The organism is Streptomyces sp. NPDC046870 (genome assembly GCF_040704595.1).
Classification (GTDB): domain Bacteria; phylum Actinomycetota; class Actinomycetes; order Streptomycetales; family Streptomycetaceae; genus Streptomyces; species Streptomyces argyrophylli.
On the sequence record NZ_JBEYXM010000011.1, the window covers coordinates 1 to 14,849 of the forward strand.

Sequence of the window (14,849 nt, forward strand, 5' to 3'; positions counted from 1 at the left end):
GCCGGCACACGCGCGTGTGCCGGCCGTTCGGGGCCGGGCGGCGCCCGCGCCACCCGGGGTGATCACTCCCGCTCGCACACGAAGATCGCCGTGCCCGGGATCAGGTTCCCGCGCAGCGGTGACCAGCCACCCCACTCCGAGGTGTTCCAGGCCGGCCACTCCGGCTCCACCAGGTCCACCAGCCGGAAACCGGAGGCCACGATGTCCCGTACCCGGTCGCCGAGCGTGCGGTGGTGCTCCACGTAGACCGCGCGGCCCTGCTCGTCCTGCTCGACGTAGGGCGTGCGGTCGAAATAGGAGGAGGACACCGACAGGCCCTCCGGGCCCGGCTCGTCCGGGAACGCCCAGCGGATCGGGTGCGTCACCGAGAACACGAACCGCCCGCCCGGCCGCAGCACCCGGCGGACCTCGCGCAGCACCAGCCGGGGGTCGGCCACGAACGGCAGCGCCCCGTACGCGGAGCACGCCAGGTCGAAGGAGCCGTCCGCGAAGGGCAGCGCGCCGGCGTCGGCGCAGACCAGCGGGAACGCCCCGCCGATCCGCAGCGCGTGCTGCAACTGGCGGTGCGACAGGTCGAGGGCCACCGGACGCGCGCCCTGGGCGGCAAGCCAGCGCGCGCACTGCGCCGCGCCCGCGCCGATCTCCAGGACCGCCCTGCCCTTCAGCTCCTCCGGCGGGCCGAGCAGCTCGGCCTCCACCTCGTCCAGGCCCTCCGGGCCCCACACGAAGCGGTCGTCGCCGAGGAACGTGCCGTGCTCGGTCTGGTACTCGTCGGCGTTGCGGTCCCACCAGCCCCGGTTGGCCCGCGCGCTCTCCGTGACGTCCGCTGCACGCCGCGTGGCCTCGGGCTCGAACCCGTCCGCCCCCTCCGGTCCGTGCGCTTCCGGCTCTTGGATGATCGGCTCCCTCGTCGTACTCTTCCGTCCAGCCCGCCGGGGGTCCGTGCGGAAGCGGTCCCCCCGGCCCGCGTGGCCTGTCGGGACGTTTCTTCTGCCGGAAATGCGGCGATCTGCCCCCGGTGTGCGCCTTCGCGCATTGACCATGTCCGGCTGCCCCCGTATGCTACAAGTTGCGCTGCGGGCCTGCGCACCTCAGACGTAGCAGGCTGCGCTCGCATCTGTTGTATGTCCCCTCGGTTGTCGAGGCGCCACCGGGCACCCGGTGCTCAAAGTGGCGCTTCCTTGGCTGTCCGGCTTCTGCAGAGCGAAACGGGCTCCCGGCGTAAGCAGTACCTACGACTTCAATGTCCGTACCGGAGCCCTTTCCCACATGACGAGCAGCACCGAGACCACCGCCACCACCCCGCAGGTAGCGGTCAACGACATCGGTAACGAGGAAGCCTTCCTCGCAGCGATCGACGAGACGATCAAGTACTTCAACGACGGCGACATCGTCGACGGCGTCATCGTGAAGGTCGACCGGGACGAGGTCCTGCTCGACATCGGTTACAAGACCGAAGGTGTCATCCCGAGCCGCGAGCTCTCGATCAAGCACGACGTCGACCCGAACGAGGTCGTCGCCGTCGGCGACGAGATCGAGGCCCTGGTCCTCCAGAAGGAGGACAAGGAAGGCCGCCTGATCCTCTCGAAGAAGCGCGCCCAGTACGAGCGTGCCTGGGGCACCATCGAGAAGATCAAGGAAGAGGACGGCATCGTCACCGGTACCGTCATCGAGGTCGTCAAGGGTGGTCTCATCCTCGACATCGGCCTCCGTGGCTTCCTCCCGGCCTCCCTGGTCGAGATGCGCCGCGTCCGCGACCTCCAGCCGTACGTCGGCAAGGAGCTCGAGGCCAAGATCATCGAGCTGGACAAGAACCGCAACAACGTGGTCCTGTCCCGCCGTGCCTGGCTGGAGCAGACCCAGTCCGAGGTCCGCCAGACGTTCCTCACGACCCTCCAGAAGGGTCAGGTCCGCTCCGGTGTGGTCTCCTCGATCGTCAACTTCGGTGCCTTTGTGGACCTGGGTGGCGTCGACGGTCTGGTCCACGTCTCCGAGCTGTCCTGGAAGCACATCGACCACCCGTCCGAGGTCGTCGAGGTCGGCCAGGAGGTCACCGTCGAGGTCCTGGACGTCGACATGGACCGCGAGCGCGTCTCCCTGTCGCTGAAGGCGACCCAGGAAGACCCGTGGCAGCAGTTCGCCCGCACCCACCAGATCGGCCAGGTCGTGCCCGGCAAGGTCACGAAGCTGGTTCCGTTCGGTGCGTTCGTCCGCGTGGACGAGGGCATCGAGGGTCTGGTCCACATCTCCGAGCTGGCCGAGCGCCACGTGGAGATCCCGGAGCAGGTCGTCCAGGTCAACGACGAGATCTTCGTCAAGGTCATCGACATCGACCTCGAGCGCCGTCGCATCAGCCTCTCGCTGAAGCAGGCCAACGAGTCCTTCGGTGCCGACCCGTCGGCGGTCGAGTTCGACCCGACCCTGTACGGCATGGCCGCGTCCTACGACGACCAGGGCAACTACATCTACCCCGAGGGCTTCGACCCCGAGACCAACGACTGGCTCGAGGGCTACGAGAAGCAGCGCGAGGAGTGGGAGCGCCAGTACGCCGAGGCGCAGTCCCGCTTCGAGCAGCACCAGCAGCAGGTCATCAAGTCCCGCGAGGCCGACGCCGCTGCCGCGGCCGAGGGTGGCGAGGCTGCGGCTCCGGCCGCGACCGGCGGTTCGTACTCCTCCGAGGGCGCGGACACCTCCGGTGCGCTGGCCTCGGACGAGGCGCTGGCCGCGCTGCGCGAGAAGCTGGCCGGTGGACAGAGCTGAAGCTAGCCGCTGGGCTTAGCCGATAGCCGGCTGAGGGGCCGTACCTTTCGAGGTGCGGCCCCTCGGTGTTCTACGGGGTCACCGCGATGTTGGTCAGGCCCTTGCCGCCCGTCACCGTGTTGCTGCTGTGGACCGTCGTCGTGCAGCCGGCTCCGAGGTTGGTGACGTTGATCGCCAGGCGGGTCGTCCCGGTGGCGGCCGTCAGGTCCGACCGGTTGCCCCTGAAGACCGTGCCGCAGCCCCAGCCGGGCTGCTGGGTGTGGGTCTGGTAGCCGTCGTTGCCGGTCCCGGTGCCGGTGTTGTCCTGGACGAGGACGTCGTTGCCCTTCACGTCGACCCAGGAGTCGTCGTAGTTGGCACCGGTCAGACCGGAGCCGTCGAAGGTGTTGCCGATGATCCGGGCGCCGGTCGTGCCCTCCTTGATGTCGACGTTCTCGCCGCCCACGCCGGGGCCGATCGTGTTGTCCAGGATCTGGATGCGGTCGCTCCTGTCGGACAGCGTGTTCGCGGTCCCGACGTAGACGCCCTCGCCCATGCCGCGTCCGTCGTTGCCCGTGTCGTAGATCCTGGAGTTCCTGATCACGCCGTCCGTGCTGGACGTGCGGAAGTGCACGCCCTCCATGTCCAGGCCGTGCACCGTGACGCCGTCGACCACGACCCCCCGGGCCGTGTCGATCACGATGCCCTTCTGGCCGCCGGTCACGGTCACGCCCTGGACCGTCCAGTAGGAGGCGCCGTTCAGATGGAGGCCGTAGCCACCGCCGGCGGTGAGCACGGCCCTGGGGGAGCCGGTGAGGGTGATGCGGGCGGACGCCGTGCCCGGCGTCGTCGCCTTGAAGTTCCCGGAGTAGGTGCCGTCCGCCAGGTGGATCGTGTCGCCGGGTCCGGCGGCGCCGAGCGCGGCCTTCAGCTGGGCGGCGGTCGTCACCTCGGTCGTGGGGGCGGCGGAGACCGGGCCGGCGGCGGTCACGAGCAGTCCGCCGGCGGCGAGCGCGGCGGCGAACAGGGAAGTGAGAGGCGTGCGGAGGCGCATGGAGTGCCTTCCTGTCGAGCCGTTCCTCATACGTGAACGACGACCGGCCTGCTGAACTCGGCTGTCGTGAAGGTACGGACCAGGTGACGGACCGTCAAGGTGTCCCGCGTGGGAGATCGCTGATCAGCGGCGTGTCGCGGGAATTCCCCTGTTCCGGGGCACGTTGTCCATGGGGAACACGAGGAGGAGCGGTCACAGTGCTTGATCCGCAGGGTTTGTACGCATGGGAGCCGAAGGGCCTCGCCGTGGTGGACATGGCGCTCGCCCAGGAGTCGGCCGGCCTTGTCATGCTCTACCACTTCGACGGATACATCGACGCGGGCGAGACCGGCGACCAGATCGTCGACCGGTTGCTCGACTCACTGCCCCACCAGGTCGTGGCCCGGTTCGACCACGACCGGCTCGTGGACTACCGGGCCCGCCGGCCCCTGCTGACCTTCAAGCGGGACCGCTGGACCGGCTACGAGACCCCGGCCATCGAGGTCCGCCTCGTCCAGGACACCACCGGCGCCCCGTTCCTGCTGCTGTCCGGCCCCGAGCCCGACGTGGAGTGGGAGCGGTTCGCGGCGGCCGTGCGGCAGATAGTGGAACGGCTCGGCGTCCGCCTGTCCGTCAACTTCCACGGCATCCCCATGGGCGTCCCGCACACCCGCCCCGTGGGCCTGACCCCGCACGGCAACCGCACCGACCTGGTCCCCGGCCACCGCAGCCCCTTCGAGGAGGCGCAGGTGCCCGGCAGTGCCGAGGCGCTGCTCGAATACCGCCTCATGGAGGCCGGGCACGACGTCCTGGGCGTCGCCGCGCACGTCCCGCACTACATCGCCCGTTCGCCGTACCCGGACGCCGCGCTGACCGTCCTGGAGGCCATCACGGCGGCCACCGGCCTGGTCCTGCCCGGCGTCGCCCACGCGCTGCGCACCGACGCGCACCGCACGCAGACCGAGATCGACCGGCAGATCCAGGAGGGCGACGAGGAGCTGACCGCACTCGTCCAGGGCCTTGAGCACCAGTACGACGCCGCGGCGGGCGCCGAGACCAGGGGCAACATGCTCGCCGAGCCCGTGGAGATCCCGTCGGCCGACGAGATCGGGCGTGAGTTCGAGCGGTTCCTGGCGGAGCGCGAGGGCGACAACTGACCTCCGCCGGTCCCGCCGGCGGGGCCAGGGCCTAAGCTTCCGCTCATGCTGACAGTGGGCCTGACCGGCGGGATCGGCGCCGGCAAGAGCGAGGTGTCGCGGCTGCTCGTGCGGCACGGGGCCGTACTGATCGACGCGGACCGTATCGCGCGCGAGGTCGTCGAGCCCGGCACGCCCGGTCTCGCGGCGGTGGTCGACGCCTTCGGAACGGACGTCCTCGCCGCCGACGGCAGCCTCGACCGGCCCCGGCTCGGTTCCGTCGTCTTCGCCGACCCCGACAAGCTCGCCCTCCTCAACTCGATCGTGCACCCCCTGGTGGGCGCCCGTTCCCGCGAGCTGGAGAGAGCCGCGGCCGAGGACGCCGTGGTGGTCCACGACGTGCCCCTGCTCACCGAGAACGGCCTCGCCCCGCTCTACGACGTCGTGATCGTCGTGGACGCGAGCCCCACGACCCAGCTCGACCGGCTGGTACGGCTGCGCGGGATGACCGAGGAGGACGCACGCGCGCGGATGGCCGCCCAGGCGACCCGTGAGCAGCGCCGGGAGATCGCGGACATCGTGATCGACAACGACGTACCCCTGGACGCGCTGAAGAGGCGCGTCGCCGAGGTCTGGGACGACCTCGCGCGCCGGGCACGACAGACCCGCGGCGCCCCGAAGGACACGGAGGGCGACGACGGCGCGGACAGTACGGGATAGAAGGTGCGAAACGTCCGGTAGGACGTGCCGGTACGGAATAGCGGCCCGGCTCGGGGCGTTGAAGCCCGGGAGTGAGGGAAGGACTCTGCCGTGCCCGAGACCAGCGGTTCCACCGGACGTACTCCGGAAACGCACGTCATCGATTTCCGTGCCGCCGAGCAACTGCTCAACGCGCGGGACCCGCGGGGCGCGGTGAAGCTGCTCGACGGCGTCATCGCCGCGCACCCCGAGAACACCGCCGCCCGGCTGCTGCGCGCCCGCGCCTTCTTCGCCGCGGCGCAACTGCGTCCCGCCGAGCTCGAGTTCACCATCGTGCTGGAGCGCGAGCCGGACAATGCGTACGCGCACTTCGCGCTGGCCCGCACCTATGAGCGTCAGGGCCGCCCCGACCAGGCCAAGCGCCACTTCCGGCTGGCGGCGGCGCTGGACCCCAACCCGCAGTACCTGAAGGCGGCACGCTTCGAGGAGTGACGAAGGGGCGGCGTGACGCGGCCGGCGGTCACCGACGGCGTCGGCCGGTCACGGATGGCGGTGTCGCGACATCCCCCGGTACAGGTGGCGGTGTTCCGGCCGCCCCGGACACGGCGGGCCGTCCGGCGGCCGGTACGGGGGTACGTCCCGGCCCGGCTGGTAGTGCGGGCCCTGCCGGATGTGCCGGAGGATCACGGTCATGTCCACGGTGACCAGCAGCCACAGCACCCCGCAGGCCGCCGCCCAGCCCGGACGCCCGGCCAGCGCGAACGCCGCCGTGCCGAAGACCGCCCAGCCCAGCCCCCACAGGCTCAGCCAGAACCGCGCCCGCAGTGCACTGCGCGCGGTCGCCGGTTCACTGCCCGTACGCATCGGACCACCACTCCTCCCCTGCAACGTACTCTTCGACGACGACGTGCATCAACACTCGACGAGGCGACGGGAACCCTCGATGAGAGGGCGTGCCGGGGCCGTCCGTCGAGGCCGAAGGGGGACCGCCCGTGCTGCCGGACGCCGACGACCTGCCCGCACTGCTCCTCGACCTGGCCGTGCCGCACGAGGACGTCAACGAACTGGTCGCCCAGTGGCGCGGGCTGACCGGTGATCCCGGCACGCTCCGGCTCCTGGCGGAATGCGTCGAGGAGCTCTTCCGGGAGCCGGAGGACACCGGCCGCACACCCGACCTGCCCGGCCTGCTCGCCTCGGCCCCGGCCGGCTCGACGGACACCTTCGCCGTGCACGTCCTCCTCGCCGCGCTGCCCCGCACCCGGGCGTACCACCGGGCGCGCGGCATCCCGGCCGAGATCTCCCGGCGCACCCTGGCCGACCTCGGCCGTCACCTCGCCCTTCACCGCAGACGTCACGGCAGGACCGGGACGCGGTCCCTGCGCTGGCTGGTCCGGCACTTCCGCGGCGAGCTGTACCAGCTGGGGCGGCTGCAGTTCGAGCGGGCGAGGCTCGGGGACCGCGACGCGCGGGTGACGGCGCCGGCCGGACTGGACGCGGCGCCCGGAACGCCCTGCCTGAACCTGCACATCCCCGACTTCCACGGCCCGCTGACCCCGTCCGCCTGCGACCGCTCCCTGGTGCTGGCCCGTGCGTTCTTCGCCCGGCACTTCCCCGAGGAGCGGCCGGTGGCGGTGCTGTGCCACTCCTGGCTGCTGGACCCGCAGTTGCGGCGCTATCTGCCCGCCGACTCCAACATCGCGCGCTTCCAGGAGCGGTTCCGCATCGCCCGTGAGGAGAGCGAGCCGGCCGACACCGAGCCCGTCCAGTTCGTCTTCGGGGACCCGGACCTGCCGGTTGCCACGCTGCCCCGCCGGACATCCGTGGAGCGGGCGGTCGGGGACCATCTGCGGGCGGGCGGCCACTGGTACATCGGGCACGGATGGTTCCCGTTCCGGACTGAATAGCTCGAACGAGTGAACCGGGGGAGGGTGGGAACGGGCGTGCGGGCGCGGGCCGTTGTCCGGGCATGAGGATCGAGATGCGTGAGGGCTACGAGGGCACGGGACCGGGCGCGATCACCCCGGACGGCTGCGCGGTCGAGTTGTACGCGCGTCTGCCGGTGGGCGAGGAGCCGGACATCATCGCCGCGGCGGTACCGGCCGGGGCGCACATCCTGGAACTCGGCAGCGGGGTGGGCCGGGTGACCCATGCGCTGCTGGAGCGCGGCTTCACGGTGACGGCGGTGGACGAGTCGGCCGACATGCTGGCCCGGATCCGCGGAGCGCGCACGGTACACAGCTCCATCGAGGACCTCGACCTGGGCGAGAGGTTCGACGTGGTGATGCTCGCGTCGTTCCTGGTGCACGCCGGCGACGAGGAGGTGCGCAGGGGCATCCTGAGGACCTGCGCCCGGCATGTGGCGGACGGCGGATGTGTGCTGATCCAGCGCGAGGGCGCGGACCATCACACCGACGTGCCCAGGGAGCGTGTCGACCCGAGCGGCTTCACCGTGCGGATCGCCTCGGTGCGGCCGGTGGGGGAGGGGGTGAACTCGGTCCACGCGGAGTACGTGTTCCCGGACGCGGTCTGGACGCAGACGTTCCTCTCCAGACCCCTGACGAAAGAGCAGTTCGAGTCGGCGCTGGCGGAAGCGGGACTGGAGGTGGACAGGTATCTGACACCGGACGGGATGTGGGTCCGGGCGGTGCCCTCGGCGTAGTCACCTCGGCACACGGGTTCCTGCGTCCAGAACCGGACGGCGAGCGTCCTCGACCGGTGATGCGTCGGCCGATGAGTTCCACAGCGCCGGCCGGTCTACCTCGGTGACAGCAATCGGGACCGCTTCACCAGGAGAGCCGTCATGTCCAAGACCACCGTGCCCGCCAGTTCCACGATGACGACGCCCGCCGGGGTCCGCGCCGGCGCGCTCACCGGCCGGGCGCGTGGGGCCCGGGTCGCCCTGCGCGTGGTGCAGGTGCTGCTCGCGCTGTTCTACGGCATCGCGAGCGCCCTGCCCAAACTCATGGCGCACCCCACGGCCGTCGAGTCCTTCGACAGGATCGGCTGGGGCAGCGGGGCCATGTACACCATCGGCGCGCTCGAACTCGCGGGAGCGCTCGCCCTGTTGGTCCCGGTGCTGCAGTCCGTGGCGGCGATCGCCCTCAGTGCGCTCATGGTGGGGGCGTTCACCGTCCAGGTCACCGCGTTCGACGGCCAGAACGCGGCGACCCCGCTGATCCTGATCGTCCCCCTCGCCCTGATCGCCTGGACCCGCCGGGCGCACAACAGGGAACTGCTGCGGCTGCTGGGCCGACGGTGACGCCGGAGCCGTGGGCCGGGTGAGGGCGCTTCGGGTGGCTCGGCAGCCGACGGGCCGGCGCGAGCGCGGCCTCGTCGGCTCAGCGTCCGCGCGGCCGTCCTCCCGAGCCGCCGGAGGTACCGCGTCCACCGGAGCCACCGCGTCCGCCACGGCCACCGGTCCCGCCAGGTCCGCCGGACGCGCCGGGGCCGCCCGGATCGGTCAGACCGGGGAAGCCCGCCGGGATGCCCGGGCCGGTGACGCCGCGGAGGCGTTCCAGTTCACGGCGGTCCCGTTTGGTGGGGCGGCCGGCGCCGCGGTCGCGGAGGCCGGCGGGGGCGGTGGCCTCGCGGGGCGGAGGCGGAGGGGAGTTGTCGACGTAGCACTGGGCGGCCACGGGTGCGCCCACCCGCTTGCGGATCAGGCGCTTGACGATCACGATCCGTTCCCGGCCCTCGTGCCGCAGCCGCACCTCGTCGCCGATGCGCACGGAGTGGGCGGGCTTCACCCGCTCACCGTTCACGTGCACATGCCCGCCCCGGCAGGCGGTGGCGCCGAGGGAACGGGTCTTGATCAGGCGGACGGCCCAGATCCAGCTGTCGATGCGGACGGTTTCGCCGCCGGCGGGCCCGGCGGCCTCGGCGGCGGCCACCGCGGCGGCGATCCCGGGATCGAGCGGCCGGCCGTCGGGGGCGGGACCGGTCGCGCCCGGCTCGCCGGTTTCCTCGACGGTCCCACGGTCCACGTTCTCGTCCGCGTCATCGGTAGCCATGCACCGACCTTAACGCCCCGGACCCGCGGACCCGGAAGCGTTTTCGCGGTGGCCGCGGCGGGCCCTGGAGCCACCGCACCCGGAGCACCGGCGGAGCCGGAACCCCACCGAGGGTGCCCCGGCGCCGAGAGCGGGCGCACCGGGCGCCGGCCGTGCAGCGGGTCCCGCCGCCCCGGCCTCCCTGCGGCGGACCGCCCGCCCCCGGGGCATACCGTGGCCGTATGGACGACAGCAGTGCCCTGGCCCGGCTCGACCGGCGGGTCGCGGACTGCCGGGCGTGCCCCCGGCTGGTCGAATGGCGCGAGGAGGTGGCCCGTACGAAGCGGGCCGCGTTCGCCGACTGGACGTACTGGGGACGGCCGGTTCCCGGCTTCGGGCCGGCCGACGCGCGGCTGGCGATCATCGGGCTGGCCCCCGCCGCGCACGGCGGCAACCGCACCGGCCGCATGTTCACCGGGGACCGTTCGGGAGACGTGCTGTACGAGGCGCTGTACGACGTGGGGCTGGCCTCGCAGCCCACCTCGGTCAGTGCCGACGACGGGCTTCAGCTGTACGGCGTGCGGGTCACGGCGCCCGTGCACTGCGCTCCGCCGGCCAACAAACCGACCCCGGGGGAGCGCGACACCTGCCGTCCCTGGCTGGTCCAGGAGCTGACGCTGCTCCGGCCGACCCTGCGGGCCGTGGTCGTGCTCGGTGCCTTCGGCTGGCAGGCCGCGCTGCCCGCGTTCGCGGCGGCGGGCTGGACCGTGCCCCGCCCCCGCCCGGCCTTCGCCCACGGCACCAGGGTCGCACTGGACGGCCTGGACCTCTTCGGCTGCTTCCATGTCAGCCAGCGCAACACCTTCACCGGCCGGCTCACCGGCGGCATGCTCCGCGAGGTACTGCGCACGGCGGCGCAGGCGGCCGGGCTGCCGTAGAGCTCGCGGAGACGGGCCCGGGCTACCTCAGCCGGCGTCGGTAGCGGTGACGTCCGCCGGGACCGAGCCGGACTCGCGGTGTTCGGTGAGGAGTCGGAGCCGCTCCCCGGTGCGTCGGGTGAGCCGGCGCAGGCGGCCGTCGAACGGTTCCGTGACGCAGATCAGCAGGCTGTTGCCGGCCATGGTGAGGGCGCGGTCGCGGAACCGCGTGCTGACGTCCGTGATGGCCTCGGCGTCGTCCTCCTTCGCCGCGCGGGACGCGGCCGCTGCCTAAGGGGGGCGGCCGGCGGGATGAGCCGCCTCGGGCATTCGCGGGTGGGGTGGGCGCCCGGCACCGTAGAAGACCGTCACGGGCGCCAGACGTACCGGACGTCCGGCTCCCGCTCCTCGTTGCCGCTGCCGTCCGTGTACTCGGCGGCGAGGAATCCGTGCCGCTCGTAGAAGCGGTGGGCGGGTTCGTTGACCTGGAAGGTCCACAGGCTGAGGCCCTGGGGACGGCGTTGCTTGGCGAGCGCCACGAACCGGTCGCCGATGCCCCGCCCCCGCCACTCGGGGTCCAGGTACAGCTGGGACAGCGACTCCCCGTCCAGGACCATCAGGCCGACCACCCCGGCCCCGGCCGCCTCGGCCACCCAGGTCTCCCGGAGCGGCACCACGACGTCCCGGATGTGGCCCCGGACCTCGTCGTCGGTGTGCGGCCGGACGACCGTCGGCAGGGCGGCGTCGAAGGAGCGCAGATAGACGTCGGCGGCGGCGCGGGCGTCCGCCGCGACGGCACGGCGCAGGACGACCGCTTCCGTCATCGGCCGTCTCCCGCCCGCTCCGGCACCACGGCGGTGGCCGTGATCTCCACCAGCTGACCGGTGTAGCCGAGACAGGCGACGCCGAGCAGGGTGGAGGAGTGCGGTCCCGTGCCCAGCCCCGAGGCCTCCACCACCTCCCACACGGCGGACAGCACCGAGGGCTCGCCGCTCACGACGTACACGTCCGTCGACAGCACGTGCTCCAGGTCGCTGCCGACGGCACGGAGTTGCTCCCGGAGATTGGCAATCACCTGCTCGGCCTGCCGTACGGGGTCGCCGGGGCCGACGATCTCTCCCCGCTCGTCGAGCGGCACGGCCCCGGCGAGGAACGCGAGCTTCGTGCCGGCCTCGACGACGGAGGCGTGGGAGTAGGTGGGCGGCGGGAAGAGGGCGGGGGCGGTGACGCGCCGGATCACGGTGAGCGGCTCCTCGAACGGCAACGGGCGGCGGGCGACTCCCGATGATCGGACCTCGGCGGGTCCGCGCGCACCCGAATTACACGGACACCGTCACCCGGAACCACACGGGCGCCCCCACGAACGCCCGCCCGGATTCCGGCAGCGGCCCGGGGCGCGGCTGCGCCAGGCTGGGTGCATGCCGCAGTCCTCCGACGCCGACTTCCTCGCCGGCACCGCCGACCGCCTGGCCGCGCTGCCCACCGTACGGGCCGTGGCCCTCGGCGGTTCCCGCGCCCAGGGCACCCACCGCCCGGACAGCGACTGGGACCTGGCCGTCTACTACCAGGGCCCCTTCGACCCCGACGACCTCCGTGCCCTCGGCTGGCCGGGCGAGGTCTCCGAAATCGGCGGCTGGGGCGGCGGTGTCTTCAACGGCTGGGGCCTGGCTGACCATCGACGGACGCCGGGTCGACGTGCACTACCGTGACCTGGACGTCGTCGCACACGAGCTGGCCGAGGCGGAGGAAGGCCGCTTCCGGGTCGAGCCGTTGCTGTTCCACCTGGCCGGCATCCCCACCTACCTGGTCGTCGCGGAACTGGCGCTCAACCAGGTCCTGCGCGGCGACCTCCCGCGCCCCTCCGCCTACCCACCCGCACTCCGCCGCACCGCCTTCGACCGCTGGTCCGGCACCGCCCGCGCCACCCTCTCCTACGCAAGGAACCACCACGCCCCCCACGCCCGCCTCACCGAAACCGTCGGCGCCCTGGCCACAGCCGCCGTCCAGTCCGCCCACGCCGTCCTCGCGGCCCGCGGCGCATGGGTGACCAACGACAAACGCCTCCTGGAGCGGGCGGGGCTGCGGGAGGTCGACGCGGTCGTGGCTGCGCTGCGGGCCGAGCCCGGCGCCCTGGTGGATGCGGTGACGGCGGCCGAGGCCATCGTCGCCAGGGCGTTGCGTTCATAAAGAAACCCCGCACCCGGCACCTTTCACCCGCCCGAAACGTGAGCGTGCCGTTCGCGAGGGGAACGCGATCTACCGTGGAGACACCTCCACCGGCCACCGTCGTCCGAAGGCCCACCCCCGCCCTCGTGTGAACAGGAGCCCCGTGTCGCGGCGTGCTGTACCCCTCTGGCTCGCTCATGCCTTCCGTGCCCAGCGCGGTCCCGTTCCCTGGAGTGCCGTGTGCCGGGGAGCGCTCGCCGCCGGGCCGCTGCTGCTGGCCGGGATGCTCGGCGGGCAGACGGCCTCCGGGGTGCTCGCCGCGATCGGTGCGATGCTCGCCGGCATCAACGACCGGCCCGGCAGCCGGCGCGCGTCCGTGAAGCGGCTCGGGGTGCCCGCGCTGGCCGGGGCACTGGGACTGTTCCTCGGCACGTACGCAGGGCAGGGGCTCGCCGCCGTACCGCTGACCCTCGCCCTCACCGCGCTGGGGCTGTTCGCCGGCGCCGTCAGCGCGGTCGGGCCCGTCGCCTCCGCCGCCGGCACGCAGCTGCTCGTCGCCGCGGCCATCGGCGCCGGGATGCCCGCGGCCGAGAGCGGCTGGCAGCGGGCCCTGGCCTTCCTGGCCGGCGCCGGCTGGCTGCTGGCGCTGCGCCTGGCCCTGCCCACCCCCGGCTCGATCGCCGGTGACTTCCGGTTCGACGGCGAGCGAGACGCCGTCGCCGCGGTGTACGACGCCATCGCCGCGCTCCTCGACGCCGTGGGCGGGGAGGACGCCACCGCCCGGCGGGCCGCGCTGACCGCCGCGCTCGACCACGCCCAGGACGCCCTCGCCGGGCCCCGGCTGCGCCGGTACACCGGTTCCGCCGCCGAACGCCGGCTGCACGCCCGGTTCGCGGCGGCCCTGCCTCTGGCCGAGGCCGCCACCGCCCTGTACTGGGCGGGAGAGGCCGTACCCGCGCGGGCGGCGCAGGGCCCCCGGCGGCTCGCCGCCGCCGTCCGCGGTGACAGGGGCACCGGCCCGTTGCCCGCACCGCACCGGTCGGCGCCCGCCCTGCGCGCCCTGGACGACGCCCTGCTGCACGCCGCCGACGCCTTCGACCGGGGCGACGGCGCCCACCGCGGCCTGCTGGGCCGCCGCCGCGGTTTCCGGCACGCCGTGCGGGCCGCGCTGGGCACCGGCGGGCGCGAGTACGGGCTGCGCGTGGCCCTCTGCTTCGGCGCCAGCGCCGCCATCGCCCAAGCCCTGCATCACGCCCGCTGGTACGGACAGCACGAGCACTGGTACTGGCTGCCCGCCACCGCCGTCTTCCTCGTCAAGCCCGACCTCGGCCCGCTCGCCTCACGGGTGCTGTGCCGGGCCGCCGGGACCGTGCTCGGCGCCCTGGTGTTCGCCGCTCTCGCCGCGCTGCTGCCCCGCCCCGCCGGGCTGGTCGCGCTGGTGGCGGTCTGCGGCGCGGTCATACCGGTCGCCACCCGGCACTTCGCGGCGCTCACCGCCGCCGTCACCGTCCTCGTCCTCGCCCTGGTCATGGTCGGCGGGGAGCCGCAGGCCTCGGTCAGCCGGATCGGCGAGACCCTGCTGGCCTGCGCGCTCGTGCTGGTCGTGGGGCATCTGCCGATGCCGGGGGAGCGGGGTGGCGGCGTACGGGCCCGGCTCGCCGCGGCAGGCAGCGCCGCCGACGCCTATCTCGTGCACGTCCTCGGCGAGTCCGGCGACCGGGCCGAGCGATGGGCGCTGCGCCGGGAGGCCTACCGGACCCTCGCCGAGGCCCGGACCGCCATCGCCGTCGCCGCCGCGGAACTGCCCGCCCTCGCCCGCCACACCGAGGGCACGGACGCCGTCGTCGAGGTGCTGGAACGGCTCGTGGACACGACCACGGCCTGCGCGGTGCACCTCGACGAGACCGGCCGGCTCACCCCCCGCCACCTCCGCCGCCTCCGGGATGCGCTGGGTGAGCTGGAGCGGCGGGGCATGCGGGTGCCGGTGGGCACGGCGGCTGCCGCTTAGCTCCTTTACCGCGCCGGACTCCTCGGCCCCGACCTCCTCCTCGCCCTCGGCGCCGCCATCCCGCTCGAAGTACCCGCGGCCCTGAGGGAGCTGAGGACCCGGCTGCCCGCGCCGGCCGCGCGCGGCCACGGGCGGCGCCCCGGGAGTTACGGCACCGGAGTC

The 14,849-nt window shown here is 73.2% G+C and carries 15 protein-coding genes and 2 pseudogenes; 10 read left to right on the forward strand and 7 right to left on the reverse strand.

What is annotated here, in order from left to right:
- Positions 1-62: 62 nt before the first annotated feature.
- Positions 63-899 carry a class I SAM-dependent methyltransferase gene (locus tag AB0946_RS23300; RefSeq protein ID WP_366762768.1) on the reverse strand — a complete coding sequence of 279 codons (837 nt, stop codon included), beginning with the start codon at positions 897-899 and terminating at the stop codon, positions 63-65.
- Between the two features lie 370 nt (positions 900-1,269).
- Between AB0946_RS23300 and rpsA the strand changes: the two genes are divergently transcribed.
- Positions 1,270-2,760: a 30S ribosomal protein S1 gene (gene rpsA / locus AB0946_RS23305; protein ID WP_046426488.1), complete on the forward strand. Its 1,491-nt coding sequence runs from the start codon at positions 1,270-1,272 to the stop codon at positions 2,758-2,760.
- Between the two features lie 70 nt (positions 2,761-2,830).
- Here the strand turns inward: rpsA and AB0946_RS23310 are convergent, their stop codons facing one another.
- Positions 2,831-3,793: a right-handed parallel beta-helix repeat-containing protein gene (locus AB0946_RS23310; protein WP_366762569.1), complete on the reverse strand. Its 963-nt coding sequence runs from the start codon at positions 3,791-3,793 to the stop codon at positions 2,831-2,833.
- 197 nt (positions 3,794-3,990) lie between these two features.
- Here AB0946_RS23310 and AB0946_RS23315 point away from each other — a divergent pair, with 197 nt between their 5' ends.
- From AB0946_RS23315 to AB0946_RS23325, 3 genes are all read left to right on the forward strand, one after another.
- Positions 3,991-4,929 carry a PAC2 family protein gene (locus tag AB0946_RS23315; protein WP_132783950.1) on the forward strand — a complete coding sequence of 313 codons (939 nt, stop codon included), beginning with the start codon at positions 3,991-3,993 and terminating at the stop codon, positions 4,927-4,929.
- Positions 4,930-4,974: 45 nt separating this feature from the next.
- Complete coding sequence (coaE, locus tag AB0946_RS23320) at positions 4,975-5,628, forward strand: dephospho-CoA kinase (protein ID WP_366762570.1); 654 nt, start codon at positions 4,975-4,977, stop codon at positions 5,626-5,628.
- Positions 5,629-5,718: 90 nt separating this feature from the next.
- Complete coding sequence (locus AB0946_RS23325; protein ID WP_014672069.1) at positions 5,719-6,099, forward strand: tetratricopeptide repeat protein; 381 nt, start codon at positions 5,719-5,721, stop codon at positions 6,097-6,099.
- Between the two features lie 48 nt (positions 6,100-6,147).
- Here the strand turns inward: AB0946_RS23325 and AB0946_RS23330 are convergent, their stop codons facing one another.
- A complete protein-coding gene (locus tag AB0946_RS23330; RefSeq protein WP_366762571.1) occupies positions 6,148-6,471 on the reverse strand; it encodes a DUF6343 family protein in 324 nt (107 codons plus the stop codon).
- Positions 6,472-6,599: 128 nt separating this feature from the next.
- Here AB0946_RS23330 and AB0946_RS23335 point away from each other — a divergent pair, with 128 nt between their 5' ends.
- From AB0946_RS23335 to AB0946_RS23345, 3 genes are all read left to right on the forward strand, one after another.
- Positions 6,600-7,511, forward strand: a complete 912-nt coding sequence (locus tag AB0946_RS23335; RefSeq protein WP_366762769.1) for an acyltransferase domain-containing protein — start codon at positions 6,600-6,602, stop codon at positions 7,509-7,511.
- A gap of 62 nt (positions 7,512-7,573) precedes the next feature.
- A complete protein-coding gene (locus tag AB0946_RS23340) occupies positions 7,574-8,266 on the forward strand; it encodes a class I SAM-dependent methyltransferase (protein WP_366762572.1) in 693 nt (230 codons plus the stop codon).
- A 141-nt stretch (positions 8,267-8,407) separates the two neighbouring features.
- Positions 8,408-8,866 carry a DoxX family protein gene (locus AB0946_RS23345; protein WP_366762573.1) on the forward strand — a complete coding sequence of 153 codons (459 nt, stop codon included), beginning with the start codon at positions 8,408-8,410 and terminating at the stop codon, positions 8,864-8,866.
- Between the two features lie 79 nt (positions 8,867-8,945).
- On the opposite strand, the gene AB0946_RS23350 is transcribed toward AB0946_RS23345, so the two are convergent.
- Complete coding sequence (locus AB0946_RS23350; RefSeq protein ID WP_366762574.1) at positions 8,946-9,617, reverse strand: RNA-binding S4 domain-containing protein; 672 nt, start codon at positions 9,615-9,617, stop codon at positions 8,946-8,948.
- Positions 9,618-9,838: 221 nt separating this feature from the next.
- On the opposite strand from AB0946_RS23350, the gene AB0946_RS23355 reads away from it, so the two are divergent.
- Positions 9,839-10,534 (forward strand): uracil-DNA glycosylase, encoded by a 696-nt coding sequence (locus AB0946_RS23355; protein WP_366762575.1) that lies wholly within the window; start codon positions 9,839-9,841, stop codon positions 10,532-10,534.
- Positions 10,535-10,606: 72 nt separating this feature from the next.
- Here the strand turns inward: AB0946_RS23355 and AB0946_RS23360 are convergent.
- From AB0946_RS23360 to AB0946_RS23370, 3 genes and pseudogenes are all read right to left on the reverse strand, one after another.
- A pseudogene (locus AB0946_RS23360) lies at positions 10,607-10,801 on the reverse strand (GntR family transcriptional regulator); the annotation flags it as partial.
- An 80-nt stretch (positions 10,802-10,881) separates the two neighbouring features.
- Positions 10,882-11,337, reverse strand: coding sequence for a GNAT family N-acetyltransferase (locus tag AB0946_RS23365; RefSeq protein WP_366762576.1), 456 nt, complete (start codon positions 11,335-11,337; stop codon positions 10,882-10,884).
- Positions 11,334-11,753 (reverse strand): RidA family protein, encoded by a 420-nt coding sequence (locus tag AB0946_RS23370; protein ID WP_366762577.1) that lies wholly within the window; start codon positions 11,751-11,753, stop codon positions 11,334-11,336. The genes AB0946_RS23365 and AB0946_RS23370 overlap by 4 nt, the downstream gene beginning before the upstream one ends.
- 178 nt (positions 11,754-11,931) lie before the next feature.
- Here AB0946_RS23370 and AB0946_RS23375 point away from each other — a divergent pair.
- Positions 11,932-12,700, forward strand: a pseudogene (locus AB0946_RS23375) (nucleotidyltransferase domain-containing protein).
- 217 nt (positions 12,701-12,917) lie between these two features.
- Complete coding sequence (locus AB0946_RS23380; RefSeq protein WP_366762578.1) at positions 12,918-14,687, forward strand: FUSC family protein; 1,770 nt, start codon at positions 12,918-12,920, stop codon at positions 14,685-14,687.
- Positions 14,688-14,849: the final 162 nt, after the last annotated feature.

Excerpts from the sequence above, each read along its gene's own strand:
- coaE (WP_366762570.1), top strand. The coding sequence starts at position 4,975 with ATGCTGACAGTGGGCCTGACCGGCGGGATCGGCGCCGGCAAGAGCGAG.
- AB0946_RS23345 (WP_366762573.1), top strand. The coding sequence starts at position 8,408 with ATGTCCAAGACCACCGTGCCCGCCAGTTCCACGATGACGACGCCCGCC.
- AB0946_RS23330 (WP_366762571.1), bottom strand. The coding sequence starts at position 6,471 with ATGCGTACGGGCAGTGAACCGGCGACCGCGCGCAGTGCACTGCGGGCG.
- rpsA (WP_046426488.1), top strand. The coding sequence starts at position 1,270 with ATGACGAGCAGCACCGAGACCACCGCCACCACCCCGCAGGTAGCGGTC.
- AB0946_RS23355 (WP_366762575.1), top strand. The coding sequence starts at position 9,839 with ATGGACGACAGCAGTGCCCTGGCCCGGCTCGACCGGCGGGTCGCGGAC.
- AB0946_RS23350 (WP_366762574.1), bottom strand. The coding sequence starts at position 9,617 with ATGGCTACCGATGACGCGGACGAGAACGTGGACCGTGGGACCGTCGAG.
- AB0946_RS23310 (WP_366762569.1), bottom strand. The coding sequence starts at position 3,793 with ATGCGCCTCCGCACGCCTCTCACTTCCCTGTTCGCCGCCGCGCTCGCC.
- AB0946_RS23365 (WP_366762576.1), bottom strand. The coding sequence starts at position 11,337 with ATGACGGAAGCGGTCGTCCTGCGCCGTGCCGTCGCGGCGGACGCCCGC.
- AB0946_RS23340 (WP_366762572.1), top strand. The coding sequence starts at position 7,574 with ATGAGGATCGAGATGCGTGAGGGCTACGAGGGCACGGGACCGGGCGCG.